This is a genomic window from Streptomyces olivochromogenes (genome assembly GCF_001514115.1).
GTDB lineage: Bacteria > Actinomycetota > Actinomycetes > Streptomycetales > Streptomycetaceae > Streptomyces > Streptomyces olivochromogenes.
Genome location: NZ_KQ948451.1, coordinates 624779 through 647709, shown reverse-complemented (window position 1 = coordinate 647709; position 22931 = coordinate 624779). Strand labels below are relative to the sequence as shown.

At 71.0% G+C, this 22931-nt stretch carries 21 protein-coding genes, 2 tRNA genes, 3 pseudogenes and 1 riboswitch; of the genes and pseudogenes, 19 read left to right on the top strand and 7 right to left on the bottom strand.

Annotated features, from left to right (window positions below; genetic code table 11):
- The first annotated feature begins 144 nt into the window (after positions 1 to 144).
- The gene (locus AQJ27_RS02965; RefSeq protein WP_067361135.1) at positions 145 to 918 is read left to right on the top strand and encodes a sulfite exporter TauE/SafE family protein; all 774 of its coding nucleotides are present in this window, start codon (positions 145 to 147) and stop codon (positions 916 to 918) included.
- 21 nt (positions 919 to 939) lie between these two features.
- A complete protein-coding gene (locus AQJ27_RS02960; RefSeq protein ID WP_067361131.1) occupies positions 940 to 1686 on the top strand; it encodes a cobalt-precorrin-6A reductase in 747 nt (248 codons plus the stop codon).
- Here AQJ27_RS02960 and cobF read toward each other — a convergent pair.
- Together cobF and AQJ27_RS02950 are read right to left on the bottom strand one after the other, a co-directional pair.
- Positions 1683 to 2453, bottom strand: coding sequence for a precorrin-6A synthase (deacetylating) (gene cobF / locus AQJ27_RS02955; RefSeq protein ID WP_067361128.1), 771 nt, complete (start codon positions 2451 to 2453; stop codon positions 1683 to 1685). The two genes, AQJ27_RS02960 and cobF, sit on opposite strands and share 4 nt — an antisense overlap.
- A 46-nt stretch (positions 2454 to 2499) precedes the next feature.
- Positions 2500 to 3027: a DUF309 domain-containing protein gene (locus tag AQJ27_RS02950; RefSeq protein ID WP_067361125.1), complete on the bottom strand. Its 528-nt coding sequence runs from the start codon at positions 3025 to 3027 to the stop codon at positions 2500 to 2502.
- A 100-nt stretch (positions 3028 to 3127) separates the two neighbouring features.
- Between AQJ27_RS02950 and AQJ27_RS02945 the strand changes: the two genes are divergently transcribed.
- A tRNA-Pro gene (locus AQJ27_RS02945) sits at positions 3128 to 3201 on the top strand.
- A 100-nt stretch (positions 3202 to 3301) separates the two neighbouring features.
- Here the strand turns inward: AQJ27_RS02945 and AQJ27_RS02940 are convergent.
- The 3 genes and pseudogenes from AQJ27_RS02940 to AQJ27_RS58410 form a co-directional block, all read right to left on the bottom strand.
- Positions 3302 to 4030, bottom strand: a pseudogene (locus AQJ27_RS02940) (tyrosine-type recombinase/integrase); the annotation flags it as partial.
- A gap of 5 nt (positions 4031 to 4035) precedes the next feature.
- Positions 4036 to 4793: pseudogene (locus tag AQJ27_RS54555) on the bottom strand (IS3 family transposase); the annotation flags it as partial.
- 245 nt (positions 4794 to 5038) lie between these two features.
- A complete protein-coding gene (locus tag AQJ27_RS58410) occupies positions 5039 to 5452 on the bottom strand; it encodes a transposase family protein (protein ID WP_235613405.1) in 414 nt (137 codons plus the stop codon).
- Positions 5453 to 5918: 466 nt separating this feature from the next.
- Here AQJ27_RS58410 and AQJ27_RS02920 point away from each other — a divergent pair, with 466 nt between their 5' ends.
- Positions 5919 to 8000, top strand: coding sequence for an NPCBM/NEW2 domain-containing protein (locus AQJ27_RS02920; RefSeq protein ID WP_067361119.1), 2082 nt, complete (start codon positions 5919 to 5921; stop codon positions 7998 to 8000).
- A 110-nt stretch (positions 8001 to 8110) separates the two neighbouring features.
- Here the strand turns inward: AQJ27_RS02920 and AQJ27_RS02915 are convergent, their stop codons facing one another.
- Complete coding sequence (locus tag AQJ27_RS02915; protein ID WP_067362672.1) at positions 8111 to 8803, bottom strand: class I SAM-dependent methyltransferase; 693 nt, start codon at positions 8801 to 8803, stop codon at positions 8111 to 8113.
- Between the two features lie 239 nt (positions 8804 to 9042).
- Between AQJ27_RS02915 and AQJ27_RS02910 the strand changes: the two genes are divergently transcribed.
- The 6 genes from AQJ27_RS02910 (at position 9043) to thiD (ending at position 15466) form a co-directional block, all read left to right on the top strand.
- Positions 9043 to 9390, top strand: a complete 348-nt coding sequence (locus tag AQJ27_RS02910; RefSeq protein ID WP_235613406.1) for an SH3 domain-containing protein — start codon at positions 9043 to 9045, stop codon at positions 9388 to 9390.
- Between the two features lie 393 nt (positions 9391 to 9783).
- Positions 9784 to 11016, top strand: coding sequence for a type III PLP-dependent enzyme domain-containing protein (locus AQJ27_RS02905; protein WP_067361116.1), 1233 nt, complete (start codon positions 9784 to 9786; stop codon positions 11014 to 11016).
- 16 nt (positions 11017 to 11032) lie between these two features.
- Entirely contained in the window at positions 11033 to 11956 is a 924-nt protein-coding gene (locus tag AQJ27_RS02900; protein ID WP_079064744.1) for an intradiol ring-cleavage dioxygenase, read from the top strand.
- A gap of 5 nt (positions 11957 to 11961) precedes the next feature.
- Positions 11962 to 13053 carry a maleylacetate reductase gene (locus AQJ27_RS02895; protein WP_067361113.1) on the top strand — a complete coding sequence of 364 codons (1092 nt, stop codon included), beginning with the start codon at positions 11962 to 11964 and terminating at the stop codon, positions 13051 to 13053.
- Positions 13054 to 13127: 74 nt separating this feature from the next.
- Positions 13128 to 13222: riboswitch (TPP riboswitch) on the top strand.
- The gene (locus AQJ27_RS02890) at positions 13212 to 14615 is read left to right on the top strand and encodes a purine-cytosine permease family protein (RefSeq protein ID WP_067361111.1); all 1404 of its coding nucleotides are present in this window, start codon (positions 13212 to 13214) and stop codon (positions 14613 to 14615) included. Its footprint overlaps the riboswitch before it by 11 nt.
- 44 nt (positions 14616 to 14659) lie before the next feature.
- Positions 14660 to 15466 carry a bifunctional hydroxymethylpyrimidine kinase/phosphomethylpyrimidine kinase gene (thiD, locus tag AQJ27_RS02885; protein WP_067361108.1) on the top strand — a complete coding sequence of 269 codons (807 nt, stop codon included), beginning with the start codon at positions 14660 to 14662 and terminating at the stop codon, positions 15464 to 15466.
- A 67-nt stretch (positions 15467 to 15533) separates the two neighbouring features.
- Here thiD and AQJ27_RS02880 read toward each other — a convergent pair.
- A pseudogene (locus AQJ27_RS02880) lies at positions 15534 to 16203 on the bottom strand (Rossmann-fold NAD(P)-binding domain-containing protein).
- A 314-nt stretch (positions 16204 to 16517) separates the two neighbouring features.
- Between AQJ27_RS02880 and AQJ27_RS60110 the strand changes: the two are divergent.
- From AQJ27_RS60110 to AQJ27_RS02840, 9 genes are all read left to right on the top strand, one after another.
- Positions 16518 to 16652 (top strand): hypothetical protein, encoded by a 135-nt coding sequence (locus AQJ27_RS60110; RefSeq protein ID WP_268814571.1) that lies wholly within the window; start codon positions 16518 to 16520, stop codon positions 16650 to 16652.
- A gap of 193 nt (positions 16653 to 16845) precedes the next feature.
- Positions 16846 to 17178, top strand: coding sequence for an SCO0607 family lipoprotein (locus AQJ27_RS02875; protein ID WP_067361105.1), 333 nt, complete (start codon positions 16846 to 16848; stop codon positions 17176 to 17178).
- A 127-nt stretch (positions 17179 to 17305) separates the two neighbouring features.
- On the top strand, positions 17306 to 17530 hold the full coding sequence (locus AQJ27_RS02870) for a hypothetical protein (protein WP_067361102.1): 225 nt from the start codon (positions 17306 to 17308) through the stop codon (positions 17528 to 17530).
- A 159-nt stretch (positions 17531 to 17689) separates the two neighbouring features.
- Entirely contained in the window at positions 17690 to 17962 is a 273-nt protein-coding gene (locus tag AQJ27_RS02865) for a hypothetical protein (protein ID WP_159064318.1), read from the top strand.
- A gap of 427 nt (positions 17963 to 18389) precedes the next feature.
- Complete coding sequence (locus AQJ27_RS02860; RefSeq protein WP_067361097.1) at positions 18390 to 19157, top strand: NPP1 family protein; 768 nt, start codon at positions 18390 to 18392, stop codon at positions 19155 to 19157.
- 195 nt (positions 19158 to 19352) lie between these two features.
- Entirely contained in the window at positions 19353 to 20840 is a 1488-nt protein-coding gene (locus AQJ27_RS02855) for a hypothetical protein (protein ID WP_201264253.1), read from the top strand.
- A gap of 131 nt (positions 20841 to 20971) precedes the next feature.
- Positions 20972 to 21045 (top strand) — tRNA-Pro (locus tag AQJ27_RS02850).
- 48 nt (positions 21046 to 21093) lie between these two features.
- Positions 21094 to 21348, top strand: coding sequence for a hypothetical protein (locus tag AQJ27_RS57835; protein ID WP_067361082.1), 255 nt, complete (start codon positions 21094 to 21096; stop codon positions 21346 to 21348).
- Positions 21333 to 22688 (top strand): NAD(P)/FAD-dependent oxidoreductase, encoded by a 1356-nt coding sequence (locus AQJ27_RS02840; protein ID WP_067361080.1) that lies wholly within the window; start codon positions 21333 to 21335, stop codon positions 22686 to 22688. The genes AQJ27_RS57835 and AQJ27_RS02840 overlap by 16 nt, the downstream gene beginning before the upstream one ends.
- The last annotated feature ends 243 nt before the right edge of the window (positions 22689 to 22931 follow it).

The following is a 22931-nucleotide window of genomic DNA, read 5'->3' as shown; positions in this document are numbered from 1 at the left end:
TGTTCGAGCAGTCTGCCACGGGAGTTGGGCCGGGCGGGGGCATTCTCCGAGGCCCCGATCCACGGGCCCACCCGCCGCCGCAGGGGTCACCTGGCGAGACGGTCCTTACGCCGGGACATGCGTGCGCCTAGCATCGGTTCCCGCATGAACACGATGACGCTCTGGCACATATCCATCTGGGAGTTCGCGGCGCTCGCCGCCGCGGCCCTGCTCGTCGGCTTCTCGAAGACCGCCGTGAGCGGCGCCAACACGGTCAGCCTGGCGATTTTCGCCGCCGTGCTGCCCGCCCGCGCCTCGACCGGCGTGCTTCTGCCCCTCCTCATCGTCGGGGACGTGCTCGCCGTGCTCACCTACCGGCGGCACGCCCACTGGCCCACGCTGTGGCGGCTGTTCCCGGCGGTCGCCGCGGGCGTCGTCTTCGGCACGCTGTTCCTGGTGTGGGCCGACGACGGGATGGTACGGACCTCCATCGGCGCGATCCTGCTGCTGATGGCGGCGGTGACGATGTGGCGCCGCCGGGCCGCCGCCCAGGACGAGGAACCCGACTCGGTCTCGACCCGGGCCGGCCGGGTCAAGGCCCGCTCGTACGGCGTCCTCGGCGGCTTCACCACGATGGTCGCCAACGCGGGCGGCCCGGTGATGTCGATGTACCTCCTGTCGGCCGGCTTCCGCAAACTCGGCTTCCTGGGCACCTCGGCCTTCTTCTTCCTGATCGTGAACGTCTCCAAGGTGCCCTTCAGCGTGGGCCTCGGTCTCATCGACTGGCATTCGCTGCTCCTGGACGCGGCACTCGCGATCTTCGTCGTACCGGGGGCGTTCCTCGGGAAATGGGCCGTGCACCGCATCAACCAGATCCTGTTCGAGCGGCTGGTCATCGGGGCGACTGTGGTGGGCGGGGTGCAGCTCCTGCTGCGCTGACCGCCTCGTAGGCTCGACGCCATGTCCTCCCACGTCCTGGTCCTCGGCGGCACCACCGAGGCACGCCGACTCGCCGCCGAACTGGTGGCGCGCCCCGGTGTCCGCGTGACGACCTCCCTGGCGGGACGCGTCTCCCGGCCGGGAGCGCTCGACGGGGACGTCCGCGTCGGGGGCTTCGGCGGGGCGGACGGGCTGGCGCGGTGGCTGCGCGAGCACCGCGTGGACGCCGTGGTCGACGCCACCCACCCCTTCGCCGCCGCGATCACGGCGAACGCGGCGCGCGCCGCCGCGGCCACGGGAATCCCGGCCGTGGTGCTGCGCCGGCCCGGCTGGACCCCCGGTCCCGACGACCGCTGGCACTGGGTCGACTCCCTCCCCGAGGCCGCCGCGCTCCTCCCGTCCCTGGGCCGCCGTGTCTTCCTCACCACGGGCCGCCTGGGCCTTGCGGCCTTCGCCCACCTCTCCGAGCTCCACTTCCTCGTCCGCACGGTGGAGCCCCCCGAGCCGCCGATGCCCCAGGACATGGAAGTGCTGCTCACCCGGGGACCCTTCGCACCGGACGACGAGCGGACCCTGCTGCGCGCACACCGGGTCGACGTGCTGGTGACCAAGGACAGCGGAGGAGAGGCGACAGCCGCCAAACTGACCGCCGCACGCGACCTCGCCCTCCCCGTGGTCGTCGTACGCCGCCCCCCGCTCCCCGCGGACGTGACCACCGCGCCGGACGTGCCGTCGGCCCTGGCCCTGCTGGATCTCGGCCCCTGCTAGCCGCGCGGATGTCTGCGCAGCAGATACGTGTCCATGATCCAGCCCTTGCGATCCCGTGCCTCGGCCCGCAGCCGCTCGATGCGCGGTGCCGTCTCGGCGATCGGACCGGAGGCCAGGATCTCGTCGGGCGTACCGATGTAGGCGCCCCAGTAGATGTCGATGTCCTCGTCGGCGTACTGCCGGAAGGTCTGATGGGCGTCGAGCATCACGACCACGTCGTCGACCCCCTCGGGGAAGCCCTCCGCGAGCCGCCGCCCCGTGGTGATCTGGACGGGACGTGCCACCCGGTTCAGCCCGGTCCGATGGCGGGCGACCAGCGCGGAGACGCTGCTGATGCCGGGCACGACCTCGTACGTGAACGCCACCGCGCCCCGCTCCAGGATCTCCTCCAGGATTCCGAGCGTGCTGTCGTACAGCGCGGGATCCCCCCACACCAGGAACGCGCCGCTCTCGTCCTCGCCCAGCTCCTCCGCGATCAGCCGCTGGTAGATGTCGGCGCGGGCACTGCGCCAGTCCCCGACGGCGGGGGAGTAGGCGGCGCCCCCGGCGGCCCGGTCGCGGTCCGGGTCGCGCGCCTCGACCAGGCGGTAGGACCCCTCCGGTATGTGTGCGTCGAGGATGTCACGGCGCAGCTGGACGAGGTCCGACTTCACCTCGCCCTTGTCCAGGATGAAGAACACGTCCGTGCTCCTCAGCGCCTTGACCGCCTGCAAGGTGAGCTGGTCGGGGTCGCCCGCGCCGATGCCGATGACATGAATCTTTCGCACACCCCGAGTCTGCCGCACGCCACTGACAGCGCACGCACCGCACCCGTCAGTCCCGGCGCCCCCGCAGCCGGGGCGCCCATGCCACCGCGCTGATCGCGGCGCCCTCACGCTCCACGACCGATGCCAGCTCACGCGCCCAGGAGGCGAGTTCGGCGAGGTCCAGCTCATGCGGACGGGTCCGGCCGGCCGCCCCCGCCGCCCACTCCTCGACCGCCCCGGCCCCGCGCCGCAGCAGCCGGGCACCGCCCGTCGTGTTCCCACGGGCCGCGTGGGTGAGCCCCACCGCGAGCTGTGCCAGGCCCCGCCAGAGCGTGCGCTCACCCTCGGGGCCCGACTTCCAGGCGTCCTCGAAGACCTCGTGCGCGTGGAACGGCTTCCCCGCGTCCAACAGCGCCTGCGCCTCGGTGACCGTCTCCCCGGGGCTGCGGACGAGTCCCTCCGGCTGCCGCTCCACGCCGTCGGCGCCGTACGGCAGCGGCCGTCCCAGTCCGTCCCGCGGCCGGGCGTTCCGCGCCCGCCCCGTCGTGTCCCGATCCCGCCCGTCGCCCCGCCGACCTCCGGATGCTGCGTTCATGCCCCGATTGTCGCGCGCCCCGCGCCCCCTTCGGAGCAGCCCCCGACGTGGGGTAAAGTTCTGTTCGCACGATCACGCGGAACACCGCGGGTGAACGCACCGGGACGTGGCGCAGCTTGGTAGCGCACTTGACTGGGGGTCAAGGGGTCGCAGGTTCAAATCCTGTCGTCCCGACTGGAGACAGTCGCAGGTCAGGGCCGGTTTCGGAGGTATCCGAAACCGGCCCTTGACCGTTCTTGGGGACCAGTTGGGGGACCAGCCTCCTTGACTGAGGTCAGCGGGTCACGACGATCGGACTCGGCAGCGTGCGCGGTGCGCGCAGCTCGCTGAAGTGTGCGGAGAGCGCCGCCCCGGCGGCCGTGATCTTGTGTACGTCCGGGTGCAGGTAGCGCTGGGTGGTGGTCAGCGACCCGTGGCCGGCGATCCTGTGTAGAACGTGCACTTGGACTCCGGCGTCGGCGAACCAGGTCGGTCCGGTGTGCCGGAGGTCATGGCGGCGCAGGTGCTCGTAGCCGAGTTTGGTGACCACGTCGTCCCAGTGTGTGGCGTCGCGCAGGACGGCGGTGGGGCTGCGTCCGTCGCGCGGGCCGGTGAACAGGCGGGCGTCGGGATTGGGGCCGACGGACAGGATGCGCTGGGCGACGAGGGGGCGGATCTCCTCGACGATGGGAACCTTGCGGGCCCGCTTGCCCTTGGTGGCGTTGTCGGTCAGCCCGTCGGGTGCGGGTGTGGTCTGGCGCCGCACGGTCCAGATCCACTGGGTGGTGTCGATGTCTTCGACGCGGCAGCCTGAGACCTTGCCGATGCGTGCGGCGGTGCACGCGGCGAAGATGACCACGTCTCCCCAGCCGCGGTACTGGTCGTGGGAGGCGGCCACGAGCGCGTGGGCCAGTGCGACGAGGGTCTCCCAGTCGGGCAGGGCCAGCGCGCGTGGGGCGAGGAGTTCGTCCTCGGCCTGCTTGCGGAGTTTCTGCCGGCCGGTCACCCGGGCGGGGTTGACCTTATCTACCAGCCCACGATCTTGCGGCTGAACGCGTCCAGGACCGCCGCGCAGTACACCCACCCTTCTCTGGTGCGGTGTTGCGTGATGTCGGTGACCCACAGCTCGTTGGGACGCAGCCGATGGAACTTCCGGTTGACCAGGTCATCGGCGGTGACGACACCCCGCAGGCGCTTGATCCACACCGGTCCGGGCAGTCCGTAGATCCCGGCCTGTGTCATCAGCACCGACACAGTCCTCGAGCACACCTGGATGCCCATGCCCAGGGTGAGCTCGGCGTGGACGCGGCGGTAGCCGTAGGTGCCGCGTGAGGCGACGTGGACCTCCCGGATCAGCCCGGTCAGCCACTTCCGTCGCAGCTGCCGCGGTGTGGTCGGGGTGCGCTTGTGTTTGTAGTAGTTCTGCCGGGCGACCCCGAGGATCCGGCAGCATCGGTCGACCGGTGTCCCGGCATCGACGAGACGGGCGATCACCGGGTAGAGCCTTTTGGGGCCGGCTTGTCCTCGCCGAGGAACTTGGCGGCCTTGCGGACGATCTCGAGCTCGGTTTCCAACTCGCGGATCCGCCGCCGTGCTGCACGCAGCTCTGCGGACTCCTCCGAGACCCTGCCGGGCCGTCGACCGTTGTCGATGTCGTCCTGGCGTAACCACTTCGACAACGTGACCGGATGGATGCCGAGGTCAACGGCGGTCTGCTTCTGTTCTTTTCCTGCCCGCACCAGCGCGATGGCGCGGGCGCGGAACTCAGCGGGGTAGGCGCGGGGCATGTCCGGCAGCCTTCCAGGACGGGCGTCTGGAAGTCTTCGCACGCGGGGCGAACGACTGGCTGTTCCACAAGTGGCAGCAAATGTGACCCTGTTGAAAGGTCGCAGGACGGACGCACGAGTGCGCCGCACGAAGGTGAATCAGTGAGCCTCCGCCAACTTGAAGTCGCAGGTTAAAGGGCTGGTGTGACCGGTACTCAGGGTGCTCACGCTGGTCGTGGGCGGGAGCCTGTGGAGTAGATCGTCTGTCAGCGGTTGACTTCGAGGTTCGTCAGAACGACCAAGGCTCGCAGGAGGCGGGTGGCGCGGGGGTCGGTGCGGAGCTTCGTGAGGGTCCGCCAGTTCTTGAGGTGCGCGAAGCCGTGTTCGACTGGCGCGCGTCCGACGGCGAGGACGCGGTTGGCGTCCTTCTGGCCTGGGGTGAGCTTGTGGGTGCGGCTGGCGTGGAAGCCGGTGACGATCACGGGGTCGAGTACGTCGTTGTCCAGGCGGGTTGAGGTGCGGTAGTAGCCGCATCCGCAGGTGGCGCAGGCTGCCAGGCCTTGCAGTAGGGCGGGGACCTTGGTGTTGCGGGAGGCGAAGCGTTTGTTGTCCGCCAGTCGGCCCGCGACGCGTTCGAAGGTCGCGGGGTGATGAGCGCGGGAACGGGGATGGCGATCCATTCCTCGCGGGGCCTGTCGATGGTCTTGACCGGGCGCGGGGTGGCTCGGCCTTCCAGGCGTGACCGGCGGTTGTGGCGGTCAGCCCGGCGATGGAGGCGCCCTCGTCGGCATAGCGGCGGAAGAGCCCCGCATCCCGACACGCATCCAGACCACAAGACGCCGAAATCGGATAGGCGAGGACGGACCTCGCGCATCTCCTCAGGTGTCACACCTGATACAGGATCACACGCTGCCCGATGGAGGGAAGTCGGGGTACCCGACGAGGCCCAACTAGTAACTCCTAATTTAGGAATTATTATTGACGCCTGTCGGCAACCGCTGCAAGATCCTGGAAACAAACAGCAGGCGCACAGGCATTGCCTGGTCCGAAGACCGACCGCCGCACCCTCCGCGAGGGAGAGGCGCCTCAGACTCGCGACCAGGACGGGTCGGCACGCCTGATCGATCGGACAGCGAAGGTCCCGATGTGAAACGACATCTCACCGTCCTCCTCGCCCTCCTGACCGGCTTGCTGGTCGTGCCGGCATCCGCCCACGCCAGCCCAGCGGCCGGCACTGCCGCCGTCACGGCGCCAGCACCTCAGGAGGCGCTGAGCCCGACGCCGTACATGGGCTGGAACACCTACTACGCGCTGGGTGGCGACCCGACCGAGGCCGAGGTCAAGTCAGTAGCCGACTACCTGGTCAGCAGCGGCCTGCGCGACGCCGGCTACCAGTACGTCTGGATCGACGGCAACTGGGCGGCGCCGACCCCGCGCAGCTCGGCCGGCGACCTGGTGCCCAACCCCGACCAGTTTCCGAACGGGCTGAAGCCGCTGGTCGACTACATCCACTCCAAGGGACTGAAGGCCGGCATCTACACCGACGCCGGCCCGTACATCCCGGGCAAGTGCGGTCTCGGCAGCCACGGCTACTACCAGCGCGACGCGGACCAGTTCGCCTCCTGGAAGTTCGACGCGGTCAAGGCGGACTACCTCTGCGGGATCGCCGCGAACCTCGACCCGAAGACCGTCTACACCGAGTTCGCGCAGGCGTTGCGGAACAACGCCAGCAAGCGCCCCATGATCTTCAACCTCTGCAACCCGGTGACCTCCCCGGACTGGGGCAACTACCCCGAGGAGCAGCAGTCGACGCACTCCTGGACCTATGCACCGGCGATCGCGCAGTCCTGGCGGACGTACACGGATGTGGGTTTCGTCGGCGAGATCAAGTACAAGGACGTGCTGCGGAACTACGACGCGAACGCGCGGCACCCCGAGGCCGCCGGGCCGGGGCACTTCAACGACCCGGACTACCTCGGACCTGAGCTGGGGATGACCGACGAGGAGTTCCGTACCCAGATGACGCTCTGGTCGGTGGCGGCCGCGCCGCTGATGATCGGCAGCGACGTCCGCAAGCTCAGCAAGACCTCGCTCGACATTCTCGAGGACCGCGACGTCGTCGCGATCAACCAGGACTCCGCCGGTGTCCAGGCCGTCCGCGTCGGGCCCGCCGGTACGACGGAGACCTGGGTGAAGCGTCTTGCCAACGGTGACCGTGCCGTGGTGCTGCTGAACCGGGGCGACAGCCCGGCGACCCTCACCACGAAGGCGTCGTCGGTCGGGCTGTCCGGCCACCGGTTCACCCTGAAGAACGCCTGGACCGACCAGGTCACCGAGAGCGCCGGCACCATCAGTGCCGCCGTCCCCGCCCACGGCGCGGCCCTGTTCCGGGTCCGACCGGCCACGGGCAAGCCCGGTGTTCCGCACGTCGTCGCCGGCCTGCCGCAGGTGACGCAGGTCGGTGGCGACGCGGTGCCGGCCGGCACCGCCCCGCTCGTCGCCGGCGGCGACCAGGCCCGGGTCGAGGTCACCGTCCGCAACGACGGTGCGCAGCCGGTCTTCGCGCCGCGGGTCGAGCTGACGGTGCCCGACGGCTGGACGGCCCGTCCGCTCGGCAAGGCGCCGAAGCTGCTGAGCTCCAACCACTCCGCGACCTTCGCCTTCACCGTGACCCTGCCCGGCACCGCCGCGCCGGGAAGCGCCGCGCTGACCGCCAGCACGTCGTACGAGGTGATCGGCAAGAGACGGCTGCGGCAGGAGACGACCACGGCGGTAGTTGTCGCGCCGGCGGCGCCGGACGGCGACGTCGTACTGTCGCACCACCAGTGGATCAGCGGCACCAGCGGGTGGATGAGCCCGACGGTCGACCAGAGCGTCGGTGGCTGGTCGCCGATCAGCATGCTCGGCAAGGTCTACCCGACCGGTATCGGGGTCGCCTCGCCCTCCACGGTCCGCTACTACCTTGGCGACCAGTGCAGCCGGCTGACCGCGACCGTCGGCATCGACGACGCGGTGCGCAACGTCGGCCCGGAGGGCGGCACGTCGGCCTTCCAGGTGATCGGTGACGGCCAGGTGCTGTTCGACAGCGGTGTGCTGACCCGCGACGACATCCGCCAGGTCGACATCGACCTGACCGGTGTCCGGGTGCTCGACCTGGTGGTCGGCGACGCCGGCGACGGCGGCTACAACGACCGTGCCAACTGGGCCGGTCTGAACGCAACCTGCTGATTCGGCTCGGCCGCACTCGGGTGACACCTCACCTGAGTGCGGCCGATTCGCCAAGACTGTCGGACATACCGAAACGGCCTCTTCCTCGTTTCAGGGGGTCGGACGGGAACTCAGCGGTAGTAGGAGGCGACGGCCGGCTGGCCCGTGTAGTTGGGGCCGGCGTGCGGGTCGGCGCCGAGGTAGGCGAAGGGCAGCGTGACGGGGCGGCCGCCCCGCAGGCTGAGGCGGTGGTGGCGGGCCGCGTACTGGAAGCCGGCGGCCCGCAGTGCCGCCAGGACCGGTCGGGACGCGTCGCTGCCGTCCGGGCGCCGCAGCGTCGAGGGATCGAGATGGGCGACCAGCAGGCCGGTGCCGGTGAGCCAGGAGGCGGCCCGCTCCAGCAGGGCGAGCCGGTCGCCGATGTAGTGCAGTCCGTGGACGCAGGTGATGAGGTCGTAGCGGCGATCCGGCGACCACCGGCCGAGGTCCGCGGTGACGAGTTCGAGGCCGTCGGGCAGGGCCGTCCGCAGCAGCGGGCCGACCAGGTCCACGCCCGTGATGACGGCCTGCGGGAGTTGCCGCGCCGCCTCGCGGAGGGCGAGTCCCTCTCCGCTGCACAGGTCCAGCCAGGACGGGTCGGGTCCGTGGTCGTGCAGGAACTCGGCGGGGGAGAAGCCGAGTTCGCGGGCGTAGCTGTTGACGCCCGTCAGGACACGTTCGCGGTTCATGGTGCTGTTGGCCACCACGACATGGCCGGTCAGCTCGTCGTCTTCGACCAACTCGGGTGGCGGTGGGGCGGTTGTCGGCGAAGTACCGTCGATCATCGCCCCATTGTGCGACAGGTCGGACGCGCGGTGGGGCCGCGCGGACGGATGCGCCGGCTTCGAACTCCGGGCCACCGGCGCGTACCGGCCCGTCGTGGCCGGACGTTTCGAGCGTCGTCGAAAGAAGTTCCGTCCCCGGGTGTCGACCCGGCAGGGTGGGCCCGGGCGTGACCGGGTGGGTCGCACGGCCCGGCCCGGGAACACGTCCGGACTCCACCACGGGGAAGGACCGTATGACCATGAGGATGAGGACCAAGGCGTTCGCCACGGCGGGGGTCGGCGCGCTGGCCACCGGACTGCTGCTGACCGGCGCGGCCGGGGCGCAGGCCGCGGCGGCGGGACTGCCGTACGCCGTCACGCCGTATGTGAACGTCAACGTCCGCTCCGGGCCCTGGACCACCACCGACATCACCGGGCACGTCGCCGCCGGGCAGCCGCGCGGCGCCTCCTGCTGGACCCACGGCGAGACCATCCGCGACAACGGCTACGTCAACGACGTCTGGGTGCGACTGGCCGAAGGCTATGTGAGCGCCGTCTACCTCAAGGGCGACCAGTACGGCGGCCTTCCGGCCTCCGCCACCTGCTGACCGACCCACACGCGGTGCCCGACCCCGATCCGGGGTCGGGCACCGCGTCGCGTTCAGGCCACCGTCGACCGCTCGAGGTGCCGAAGGATCTCCCACCGGGTAGAGATCGAGTGGGGCCTCGGGTATGGAGTCGCGGATCAGCATGATGGTGGGATGCCACAGGGCGCGGGCCCTGCGAGCGGAGGCGTCGGCGTGCGGGAGCACGGCGCCGCCGGTCTCCTGGTTCCCGGCCACCGCGCCCAACCGGACGCTCGGTCCCGTCGATTTCGACGGCTGCCGTGGCACGTGTCATGTCCCCGATCGCCTGCGTCCGCCGGGCCGTCACTCCGGTCCCCGTCCGCCGCCTTCGTCGCGTGCCGACGGTATCCTGCACCACACGACCCGGAGTGCCCCATGAACACACCCTCACTCGCGGTGCGCGACCGCATCCTGACCCTGCCGCCCACGGAACTTCCCGCTTATGTGTACGACTTGGCGGCACTGCGCGCACACGCCGCGTCGGTGCGGGCCGCACTGCCCGAGCGCGTCGAGCTGTACTACGCGACCCAGGCCAACCGGGAACCGGAGATCCTGACCGCGCTCGCCCCGTACGTCGACGGCTACAAGGTCTCCACCGACAGCGAACTGGCCCACGTCACCCGGGCGGCGCCGGAGCATCCACTGGCCTTCGGCGGCCAGGACAAGACTCCGACGGAGCTCCTGGACGCGCTGGAGCGGGGCGTGACGCGTTTCCTCGTGGAGAGCGAGTACGAGCTGTACATGCTGGCCGGGCTGGCCCAGCGGCACGCTCCGGACGGCCGGGTGGCGGTCCTGCCGCGCTTCGACCTCCGGGTGGCCGACCACCTGCTCACCGACGGCGACCGTGCCCGCAGTACCTCCGGCCTCGCCCCGGCACAGGCGGACACGATCGTCGGTCTGCTCACCGACGGCAGCTACCCGAACCTCGAACTGCGCGGTGTGTACGCCCACTTGGCCAACGGCCTGCAGGCCCCCGAACACCTCGCGGTCGCCGAGAGCGTCGTCGCCTGGACGGGGGAACTCGCCGCGCGACACGGCCTGCGCCTCACCGAGGTGGACGTCGGGGGCGGCATGGCGGTGGACTACGAACACCCCGAACGCCGTTTCGACTGGCAGTCGTACGGCGAGGGACTCGCCCGACTCGTCGCCGCGCACCCGGAACTGACCCTGAGTATCGAGCCCGGTCGCGCGCTGACGGCGTACTGCGGCTGGTACGCGAGCGAGGTGCTGGACGTCGAGCACGGCGCAAGCGAGGACTTCGCCGTCGTCCGCGGTGGCGGGGTGAACCTGCGCACATCGGCGTCCAGGAGGCCCGACCAGCCGTGGCCCGACCAGCCCTGGTCCGTACTCGAGGTGGACGTGTGGCCCTACTCCTGGCCGCGGCCCGTGGTACGCCGCGAACGGGTCACGCTCACCGGCCAGTTGAGCACCTCCAGGGACATCCTGGTCCGGGACGTCCGGGCGCCGGGGCTGCGGGCCGGCGACCGCGTGGTGTCCTCCCTCGCGGGTGCCTACACCTCGTCCGTGCCCCACCGGGCGTTCGCCAGGTTTCCCGAGCCCGGCTTCCACTTCGTGGACCCGGGCGCCGACGGCGATCAGTCCCGATAGCACCACGAGGAGCGGCATGACAGACGAACCCAACCGTTCGACGACGGCCGATGCCACGGCCGATGCCACGGTCGAGGCCCCGACCGACTTCACGCACGGCATCACCGACGCCGTCGTCGACAGTTTGCGCGGCACGGCCGATCCGCGTCTGCGTGAACTGCTCGGCGCGCTCACCCGCCATCTGCACGATTTCGTGCGCGAGACGGAGCCGACGATGGCGGAATGGGAACGCGCGATCGGATTCCTGACCGCGACCGGGCAGCGGTGCACCGACACCCGTCAGGAGTTCATCCTGCTGTCGGACGTGCTCGGCGTCTCCATGCTCGTGGAGACCCTGGGCGGCCACCGCGACCCGGGCGCCACCGAGTCGACGGTCCTCGGCCCGTTCCACCTGACCAGATCGCCGATCCGCGCACTCGGCGCGAACATCGATCTGGTGGGCAGGGGCGAGCCGTGCGTGGTCAGCGGCCGGGTACTGGGCAAGGGGGGCACCCCGCTGCCGGGCGCGGTCCTCGACGTGTGGCAGGCCGACTCCGAGGGCTACTACGACGTACAGCAGCCGGACGTCCAGCCGGCCGGCAACGGTCGGGGACTGTTCACCGCCGACGCCGACGGCCGCTTCTGGTTCCGCACCTGCGTACCGAGCCCGTACCCGATCCCCACCGACGGCCCGGTCGGCGAACTGCTGCGCGCCACGGCCCGGCACCCCTACCGCCCCGCCCACATCCACTTCATCGCCTCGGCCGAGGGCCACGCCCCGGTCACCACGCACATCTTCGTCGCGGGCAGCGACTACCTCGACTCCGACGCGGTGTTCGCGGTCAAGAAGAGCCTGGTCCAGGACTTCACGGAGACCGACGACCCGTCCCTGGCAAGGGAGTTCGGCCTCCCGAACCCCTTCCGCCACGCCCGCTTCGACCTCGTACTCGAACCGGAATGAGCACCATGACCGACACGAACACCCCGCTCGACTTCTCGTACGAGACCCAGCCCGCGCGGATCGTCTTCCGGCCCGGCGCCGCCGTCTCCGCGACCCCCGACGAGGCCGCCCGGCTCGGGCTGCGCAGGGTGCTGGTGGTCTGCGGCAGCAGGGGCGAGGGCACGGCACGCGCGGTCGCGGACGCCCTGGGCGAGGCCTGCGCGGGGCTGCACGCCGAGGCCCGGATGCACGTACCCGTCGAGGTCGCCGACCGGGCCGTCGAGGCGGCGCGCGCGGCCGGCGCCGACGGGTGTGTCGCGGTCGGCGGCGGCTCGGCGATCGGCCTGGGCAAGGCGATCGCGCTGCGCACCGGCCTGCCCCTGATCGCCGTGCCCTCCACCTACTCAGGCTCCGAGATGACCCCGGTCTGGGGACTCACCGAGCACGGCGCCAAGCGCACCGGCCGCGACCCCGCCGTCCAGCCCCGCAGCGTCGTCTACGACCCCGAACTCACCCTCTCGCTCCCCGTCCCCCTCACCGTCACCAGCGGCGTCAACGCGCTCGCCCACGCCGTCGAGGCCCTCTACGCGCCCGACGCCTCGCCCCTCGTCTCGCTCATGGCCGAGGAGGGCGTACGGGCGATGACGCAGGCCCTGCCGCTGGTGGCCGCCGCCCCCGGCGACCTCGACGCGCGCGGCTGGGCCTTGTACGGCGCCTGGCTCTGCGGCGCCTGCCTCGGCGCCACCACCATGGGCCTGCACCACAAGCTGTGCCACGTCCTCGGCGGGACCTTCGGCCTGCCGCACGCCGAGACGCACACGGTGGTCCTCCCGTACGCCCTCGCCTACAACGCGCCCGCCGCGCCCCGGGCCCTCACAGCGCTCGCGCGCGCCCAGGGCGGCGCCGAAGACGTCCCCCATGCCCTGTGGGCCCTGGCCGGAAGCCTCGGCGCCCCCCGGAGCCTCGCCGAACTCGGCCTCAAGGAGACCGACCTGGCGGTGGCCGCCGAGCAGGCCGCCGGGCAGCCGTACCCGAATCCGCGCGAGGTCACCGCGGACGGTGTACTGGCGCTGCTGACGGCGGCGTACGAGGGCAGGGAGCCGAGCGTCGACGCGTAGCCACGGGGCCGTACGGCCCCGCGCGGACCCCTCCCCCTGGGGCAGACCGCGCCCGCCGGGCTATCCTGACCGCCGAACCGGACACGGGGTGCCCCGCACGAGGGCTGAGATCACACCCGTCGAACCTGAACCAGTTAGGACTGGCGGAGGGATGTCTCATGTCGTTGCCGTATGCCCGTAACGCTCGCGGCGAGGTGGCCGTCGGAGGCCCGCAGGGCGTTTTCGACGGGCGGATGCCCACCGCCCCGGGGGATCTGCACGTCGAGGCGCGCGGAATCGCCCCGGTTCCGGAGGACCACCGCTATGGCGGCCCCGGCCGCCTGTTCACCGTGTGGTTCGCCCCCAACCTGACCATGACCGGCGTGTTCACCGGCACCGTCGGCATCGCGCTCGGCCTGGACTTCTCCACCGCGCTCGTCGCCGTCGTGCTGGGCACCCTCCTGGGGGCGGTACCGACCGCGTACCTCGGCACCTGGGGGAGCCAGACCGGCGCCGGACAGCTGCCGCTCGCCCGCCTCGCGTTCGGCCGGGCCGTGGTCGTCCCCGGCGCCCTGCAGTGGCTGTCGTCCATCGCCTGGGACGCGCTGATCGGCCTCTTCGGCGGGGACGCGCTGGCCCAGCTGTGCGGCTGGCCGTTCTGGCTGGGCGTGCTCGTCATGATGGCGGCGCAGGGGGCGCTCGGCATCCTCGGCTACGAGGTGATCCACCGGCTCCAGACCGTGATGACCTTCGCTCTCGCCGCCGCGTTCGTGGCCCTGACCGTGAAGCTCCTGAGCGGTGCCCACACCACCCCCGCCGCCACCGCGCACGGCGCCGACCGGGTCGGGGCCTTCGTCCTGACCTGCACGATCGCACTCAGCCTCGCGCTGTCGTGGGCGCCGTACGCGAGCGACTTCAGCCGCTATCTGCCGCGTACGGCGTCCCGCCCGCGCATGTTCTGGTACACCCTGGCCGGCATCGGCGTGTCCTTCGTGGCCGTCCAGGCCCTCGGACTGTGGGGCGCGGCCGTCTTCACCGACCAGACCGCCCGAGGCGTCGACACCCTGCTCGGCGGCGGCGCCCTCGGCGCGTTCGGCCTGCTCGCCGTGGCGCTCGCCGCGCTGAGCAGCAACGCCATGAACGACTACAGCGGCTCGCTCGCCCTGCAGACCATGGGCGTACGGCTGCCGCGCCCGGCCGCCGCCGCGCTGGCCGCCGTCCTCGGCTTCCCGCTCGTGCTGTGGATGCACGCCGCCGATACCACGGCCCGCTTCCAGAACGTCCTGCTGTTCGTCGGCTACTGGATTCCCGGGTTCGTCGCGATCGTCGCCGTCGACTGGCGCGCCCGGGCCAGGGCCCGCGGCGGCGCACCCGTCGACCTGGCCGCCGAGAGCGCCCGCCGGTATCCGTGGTGGCCCGCGCTCGTGGCGTTCGCCGCCGCCTTCGCCGCCGCGGTGCCGTTCATGAGCACCAGCCTGTACGTCGGCCCGGTCGCGCACGCCCTGCACGGCGCCGACACCGCCTACGGCGTGGCGTTCCTCGCGGCCCTGCTGGTCTACGCCCCGCTGCGCCTGCGCCGCTGACCCCGCCCCCCCACTCACCCCCTTCGTACGGAGTGACACCCACCATGCCCGCGAACACGCCGACCACCCCGCCCCGTGTCCTGACCATCGCCGGATCGGACTCCGGGGGCGGCGCCGGCATCCAGGCCGACCTGAAGACCATGCTCGCGCTGGGCGCGCACGGGATGAGCGTGCTCACCGCCGTCACCGCGCAGAACTCCCTCGGCGTACAGGGAGCCTGGGAGCTTCCCGCCGAGGCGGTGCGCGCGCAGTACCGCAGCGTCGTGGACGACATCGGTGTGCAGGCCGTGAAGACCGGCATGCTCGCCTCGCCCCTGCTGGTCGAGACCGTCGCCGAACTGCTCTCGGACGTCGGCGCGCCCGTGGTGGTGGACCCGGTGAGCGTCTCCAAGCACGGCGACCGGCTGCTGGCGGACGACGCGCTGGACGCCGTACGGACCGCCCTGCTGCCGCTCGCGACGGTGGCCACCCCGAATCTCGACGAGACCGCCGAGCTGACCGGGATCAAGGCCACCGGCGAGCGCGACATGTGCCGGGCCGCGGAACAACTGCTGTCGTACGGGCCCCGCTGGGTCCTGGTGAAGGGCGGCCACCTGCCCGGCGAGGCCGTCGACCTGCTGACCGACGGCACCGAACAACACTGGTTCCGGGCCCCGCGCCACGACAACCGCCATACGCACGGCACCGGCTGCACCCTGGCCTCGGCCATCGCGGTGGGTCTGGCGCAGGGGCGGGCGGTGCCGGAAGCGGTGCGGCTGGCGAAGGAGTACGTCACCGGCGCGATCGCCGCGGGATTCGCCCTGGGCGCGGGTCTCGGACCGGTCGACCACGGCTGGCGGACGCGCGCCTGAACCCCGCGGATCCGTCCGCACGGCGGACGAGGCCGCCGTCCGCCGCGACTGACGGGGAACCCGGACGTCAGCCGGCCGGTGCGATCGTTGTCTTCAGGAAGTCCGCCAAGGCCGTGGTGGGTCGGCCGAGCAGGCGGCCCAGCGTGGGGTCGACCGGCGTGAACTGTCCCTGCCGGCTCGCGGCGAACAGGCCGAGGAACAGGTCGGCGCCCGCCTCGGGCAGACCACGGGCGAGCAGGCTGGCGCGGTAGTCGGCGTCGGAGACGACCACCTGGCGGACTTCGCGGCCCGTGAGCCGCGTGGCGATCGCCGCGATGTCGGCCAGGTCGAGCGCCTCGGGGCCGGTGAGCGCGGGTGTCGTCCCGTCGAGGCCCTCGCCGGTGAGCGCGAGCGCCGCCGCCTCGGCGAGGTCGGCGTGGGCCGTTCCAGGCGACCGGTCCGTCCTCCGGTGCGGCCAGTTCGCCCGTCTGGAGCGCGTGGCCCAGCAGCATCGCGACCGAGGAGGCGTAGAAGCCGTTGCGCAGTGCGGTGAACGGGACCCCGGACTCCCGGAGCGCCGCCTCGGTCGCGGCGTGGTCGCGCATCGGAGCGAAGGGGGAGGACGGGTTCGAGCCCATGTGGCTGGTGTAGAGGATGCGCTTGGCTCCGGCGCCGATCCGCTCGGAGGGGACGCGCTCCAGCAGCCGCTCGGTGATCAGCCGGCCGAGTCCGCCGTTGGCTCCGGTGACGCTGACCAGCAAGACCGCCCGGAAACCCACCGATGACCCGGTCGAGGACCATCGTGCCGGCTGGGATCTGCACGTAGGCCTCGGCCTGGCCAACCCGGCGCTGTACACCCTGATGTACGGCCGGTACCGCCCCGGCACGCCCTCGCCCGCGGCGCTCGCCGCCTTCGAGGTCCTCGCCGAACACGTACGGCGTATCGCCGAGGCGGGCCGGCTGCGGTACGACGCTCACGCTCATCGCCACCCCCGAGGACCGCCGGGACCAGGAGCTGTCCCGCACCGCCCGCGAGGCGGTCATCGCGGCGATCGCCACGGACGTCCCTGCCGTGCCCGCTCCCGGGCCCGTCGCGGCCGCCGTCACCCTCCGGGCCGTACTCCCGCAGACCGACGCCCTGACGGCGCCGGAACGCGGTCTCATGGAGCAGTGGCTCAACCGAATCGCCGATCCGGGCCGAGGGTGACCCAGGCCGAGGGGGGCTCGGCCTGAGGCCGGTTCGGTCTGAGGGTGGCTCGGTCGGGTGGGGGTGGTCGCCCCCGTGCCTACGCGGAATCGGGTACGACGGCCCACCGCATCCGAGTACGCGTACTCATGATCGATTTCCTTGTCTCGCGCAGGCTGGTCCCACAAGCCGTCCAGAGGGAGCCATCGTGCGTATGACAAGCCGAGTTCACCGACCGTCGTCCGTGATCAGCGGGGGCCCGTCGCGGTCCGTCCTGGGCCTCGCGCTGGCCTGCGTGACCCTCGCGATGCTGACCGGCTGCTCCATCGAGGACGCGAGCTGCGGTGGTGGCGAGTACCCGGTCATGACGGTGGGTGGCACCGGCAGCGCCTGCGTGTCCAACGGCGACGAACCGCCGAAGGGGTACGTCCGCTATCCCGAAGGGAAAGTCCCGCAGCACGTCGGCGACAAGTGGGACACCTACTGGAGCACCCACACCATCGACGAGAACGGCAAGATCATCAAGGCTCCCGACGCCGGGATGTGACCGCCGGCTGCGCGCGTGACGAGTGGCCGTGCGCTGGAAATCGAACACGTGCTTGAATTCGGGTATGACGTACCCACACTTCCAGGGCCGGGATGCAGGCCGGGACCGGAGAGGCGAGGCTGGATCCATGTCCGAACCGTTGCCTGTCATCGTGGCTCCGCCGAGTGACACCGGTGGCCGCCGAGTCCGAGTGCACGGCGAGAACCTCGGGTTGGCCTACAACCTGGAGGACCTGTCCGAATTCCTGCGACGCGCGGGTCTCGACGTGGACCCCGTGACCGCGGCCGTGTCCCCCCTCATCGACTGGCGCGGTCTGGGCCCGGAGTACTGGGGGCCCGAGACCCGCGGATGAGGGGGCCCCTGTGGCCGTCCTCTGTGGCCGCCCCGCGCGGACGGCCGCTCGTGCCACCGTCGTGCGTCCGTCCGACGGCGCTCAGCGGTGCCGTCGATCGCGCGTCCTGTCGTGCCGATCGGTGACCGCTACAGCGGAGGTGACCGGTACAACGGGAGCGTGACCGACCCGTTCGCGCCACCCCCGGAGACGGGGTCCACCACCGTCACGTGGGAACGGCGGCGGTGGACCAAGGAGTCGGCCGGGGGCTTCTTCGCGGCCACCGCCGCCTTCGTGGTCGTGCAGGCCCTGGTCCTCGAACCCGTCAGCCGGTCGCTTCCCGACTACGCGCCCCGTGTCACCGCCCTGGCGGGAATCCCGGCCGCGACGCTCGCCCACCCACTCGCCACCCGGTGGCTCAAACGCCTGCCCTCGTCGGCTCCGCCGAGGTGACGTCCGGGGCGTAGCCGTGTCCGCGGGGGCGCCTTCGAGCAAGACGTGCTGGGTGCGGCCGATTTGGTGTTGATCGGTTGGTTGGTCGGTCGGAGCGGCGCTCGATCGCGGGTACTCACCGGGCTCAGGTCCCGTGAGGCAGTCGCCGTGCAGCTGCCGTGCTGCCATCGGGTGGCCTTGCAGTAGGCGTCCTGCGCGCCCTACCCGCAACGCCGATTCCTCGCGCGCGCCTCGCGTCCCGGCGGCCGGGCGGGGAGCCGTCGCTCAACTCGGCCTCAGTATCCGATGGTTGGCCCTTCATCATTCATCACTCGGACACCCCCTGACGCATGCGTTGTCGACGAGAAGGGGAATGGTGATCTGGGCATGCCAAATCGACCGGGTGTGCCCTGCCCACCCCCACATCGCGGTCGATCAGGAGGACGCAGTGAAGAGAAGCTCGCGCATCCGCAAGGTCTCGCTCATCCTCGGCAGTGCGGTCGCCCTTGTCGTCGCCTTCCCCGGCAGCGCCCTCGCCGCTCCGCCCCAGGCCCTGCCCGCCAACGCGGACGGACTGGAGCAGACGTTCCAGCCGGCCTTCGACTACGACACGGACGGCTGCTACCCCACCCCCGCCATCGGCCCCGACGGGACGATCAACCCCGGCCTCAACCCGTCCGGCGCCCTCAACGGCCAATGCCACGACGCGTCGGACCTCGACAACACCAACGGCTACTCACGCGAGAAGTGCAACAACGGCTGGTGCGCCATCATGTACGGCCTCTACTTCGAGAAGGACCAGGCCGTGCTCGGCAGCGGCCTCGGCGGGCACCGCAACGACTGGGAACACGTCGTGGTGTGGGTGCAGAACAACGAGGCGCAGTACGTCTCCACCTCCGCCCACGGAAACTTCAACATCTACGGCCGTGACCAGATCCGTTGGGACGGCACCCACCCCAAGGTCGTCTATCACAAGGACGGTCTGAGCACCCACTGCTTCCGCCCCGCGAACTCGAACGACGAACCGCCGGAGAACCACTACCACGCCTGGCAGTTCCCCGACCTGGTCGGCTGGAACGGCTACCCCGCCGGTCTGCGCGACAAGCTGAGCGCCTACGACTTCGGCAGTGCCGTCTTCGGTCTCAAGGACGGCAACTTCAACTACCACCTGGAGAAGGCGAAGCCGGCCGGCATCCCGTTCGACCCCAACGCGTGATGCTTCATCAAATGACGTGACGTTCACGCGAGTTGGTGGGGCCGTTGGCGGCTCTCGACGCGTGATCGTGGCGTACATCACCCTGGAGGGGGTGGAAACGTGAAGCAGCGCTTCACGTCTTCATGGCATGCTCACATCTAGTTACTCGCTGGTAATCGCATGCCACCCCCACCCCCCTCAGGACTGATCTTGCGCATCCGCAAGCGGCCCTCGCGCGCCCTCGTGCCCGCGCTCGCCGCCTCCGCCCTCTTCCTCGCCGCCGGCTGCTCCGCGGACCCCGGCCAGAGCTCCGCCGCCGCACGGACCCCGGACGCCGGCACATCCGCGACCGCGACCGCGAACGGCGACCAACCGCTCGCTGTCGCCGCCGCCCCCGCGGCGGCTGCCACCTCGACCGCCGTCGCGCGCCCCGGTTCGGCCGGCGCGAAGGCCCGCAAGAGCTCGCTCAAGGTGAAGTCGTACGACAGCCACACCCGACGAGCCGTCATATCCACGGTCGGCAAGGGGACTTCGTCGCCGTCCCCGACCGGGACCCCGACCCCCGCAGGCACCGCGACGCCGGGCCGTACCGCCGTCGGCGACGTCATCGCCAGTGCCCCCGCGCCCGGCGCCCCTGACGGACTCCTCGCCAAGGTCACCAAGGTGATCGGTGAGACGGCCGACGGCACCGAGGTCCAGACCGCGCCGACGACCCTGGACGCGCTGCTGGGCGACGACGACGCGAAGGGCACCGTCCCGGTCGACCCCGCCTCCTTCGACGTCGAGCGGCTGCTGCCCGACGTGAAGGTCTCCTGGGCGAAGACGGGAGACATCCACTCCGGTCCCGAGGGGACGAAGGTCCCGCTGGGCAGCCTGCGGGTCGATGTCGCGACGAAGGTCGCCACGGCCGAGGGGGCACCGGCCTCGGCGGCCGCATCCGTGTCCGGCTTCGTCCAGGTCAAGCCCGAGGTGGACTTCTCCTACGGAGGCGGAGCCTCCGCCGCCTCGACGACCTCGACCGCCTCGACCGGTTCCACCGCTTCCACCGCTTCCACCGCTTCCGGACCGGGGGCGGCCTACCTCGGTGTCTCCGGCGACTGGACCTCGCAGTGGGCGCTCAAGGGGCGTGCCGGTGCCACCGCCAAGCCGGTCCGGCTGCCGTTCGCGAAGCTGCACGCCGACCCGGTCCTGCAGGTCGGCCCCGTCCCCGTCGTCGTGAACCTCGACCTGACCTGCTACTTCGAGATCAGCGGCGACGGCCGGGTCACCGTCGACGTCGAACAGGACCTCAAGGGCGACTTCAAGGCGGGCGGCACCTTCGGCACGGCGGCCGGCTGGACACCGGTCAACGAGTCCCACATGGACAGCTCTCCGGTCCGTACGTCCGTCACGACCGCCGGAAGCGTGAAGGCGGCCCTCGGCGCACAGGCCACCGTCGGCCTGTACGGCGCCGTGGGCGTCACCGCCGACCTGGCCCCCTACCTGCGCGGTGAGGCCGCGGGCACGGTCACCGCGACCACCCCGGTCGGCTCCGGAGCCAAGTCCGACGTCGCGGCGAGTGGTTCCTGGGCCCTCTACGGCGGCCTCGACCTGAGCGGCACCCTCCAGATCCAGCTGGCCATTTTCGGCACCCCCGTCATCCAGCACGCCATCCCCCTGGGCACACTGCACCGGGAGTGGAAGCTCGCCGACGGCAAGATGTAGGTCCGGCGAACGCGGCGCGCACCGCGCCCGGCACCCCCGCACCCGCCGTACCTCCACGTGTGCGGGCCCGCCCCCTCACGTGCGGTAGGGTTTACCTGCAGGATCACGCGGAACACCGCGGGTGAACGCACCGGGACGTGGCGCAGCTTGGTAGCGCACTTGACTGGGGGTCAAGGGGTCGCAGGTTCAAATCCTGTCGTCCCGACGGTGCGAAGGGTCTTCGCAGGCGAGAGCCTGTGGGGGCCCTTTTCGCGTGGAATTCTCCGGCTTCGGGTCGAGCGTGCCGCTCATCGGCACGGTGCTGCACCGCCTTGAGCTGCTGGCGGAGCAGAGCCTCCAGCTCGCCGACGGTACGGACGGCCGGCACGCCCGTTTCGTCCTCGCAGCGGATCCATGCCGGCTGTGCGCCACCGTCGTCTGTCACACGAGCCTGCCCCGCCCTGTCTATGTGGTGTCGACCCATGTGGTGTCGACCAACAGGCAGAGGGAATCATGCGTGAGATTGTGATCATCGGTGGCGGCTACGCGGGCTTCTACACGGCATGGGGTCTGGAGAAGAGGCTGCGCGCGGGTGAGGCTCGGGTGACGGTTGTCGATCCCCGTCCCTACATGACCTATCAGCCCTTTCTGCCGGAGGTGACGGCCGGATCGGTCGAAGCGCGTCATGCCGCGGTGTCCTTGCGGCGGCATCTGCGCCACACCCGGCTGATCGCGGGGAGCGCGATCGAGATCCGTGACGCGGACCGGAAGGTCGTCGTCCGACCTGCGAACGGAGCCGACCACGAACTGAGTTACGACATCCTCGTGGTCACCGCCGGCGCCGTGACCCGCACCTTCCCCATCCCCGGGCTTGCACAGCAGGCGATCGGCCTGAAGCACGTGGAGGAGGCGGTGGCCATCCGCGATCGCCTCATGACGGCATTCGATCAAGCAGCGTCACTGCAGCCCGGCGCCGAGCGGCGGAGGCTGCTCACCGTCACGTTCGTGGGCGGCGGGTTCTCCGGCGTCGAAGGCTTCGGTGAACTGCTGTCCCTGGCGACGGCGATGCTCAGGTCGTATCCGGAGCTGAGCATCGACGACCTGTCCTTCCACTTGGTGGAGGCTCGCGGCCGCATCCTTCCCGAGGTGGGCGACAAGCCCGGCGCTTGGGTGGTGCGCTCCTTGGAACGCCGTGGCGCGCACGTCCACCTGAACACACAACTGGTCTCCGCCGCAGACGGGCACGTCGTGCTCTCCAACGGCGAGGAGTTCGACTCGGCGCTGATCGTCTGGGCTGCCGGCAACGCCTCGAACCCCGTCGTGCACAACCACACCGATCTCCCGGTCGACGAGCGGGGACTGCTCGTGGTCCGGCCCGACCTTCGAGTCGGCACCGACAGCGAGCCTGTGCCGGATGTGTGGGCGGCCGGTGACGACGCGGCCGTTCCCGATCTGGCCTCGCCCGTGCCGGAGGCTCGCACGGTACCGAACGCCCAGCATGCCGTGCGGCAGGGCAGGCTCCTTGCCAAGAACATCGCGGCCGACCTGCACGGGGGAAGGATCCGAAACTACCGCCACAGCAGTCTCGGAGTGGTGGCGACACTGGGGCTGGGGCAGGGCGTCTTCCAGTACAAGAGCCTTGTCGTCAAGGGACTTCCCGCCTGGCTGATGCACCGGGGCTATCACGTCCTGGCCGTGCCTTCCTGGGAGCGCAAGATCCGGGTTCTCACGGTCTGGCTCACCGCTGCCGTGTTCGGCCGGGATCTTGTCTCCCTCGCCTCCGTGCAGCACCCCCGGGACGCGTTCGTCACGAGCGCGAATCCGGAGCGTTCCGGCGAGAGCCGGGCGAGTGACAACGCGGCCGTATGAAGGAACAACGGGCCGTTGATCGAACGGCTCCCAACGGCGGATGTCACAGATGGATGAGCTGTCCCGTCCATGTGAAGTGACGGCAGCAAGAGGGAAAGAGTCCCCCATGAAGGTGTCGTGGTCGACGACGGTGGGCGCATGGGGGTCGAGACCGCTGCAAGGGTCAGAGACCACGGGCACGAGGCCGCCGTCGTGTACTCACCGACTCCCGCGTGTATCGCGCGTCCACTACTGGGATTGGCG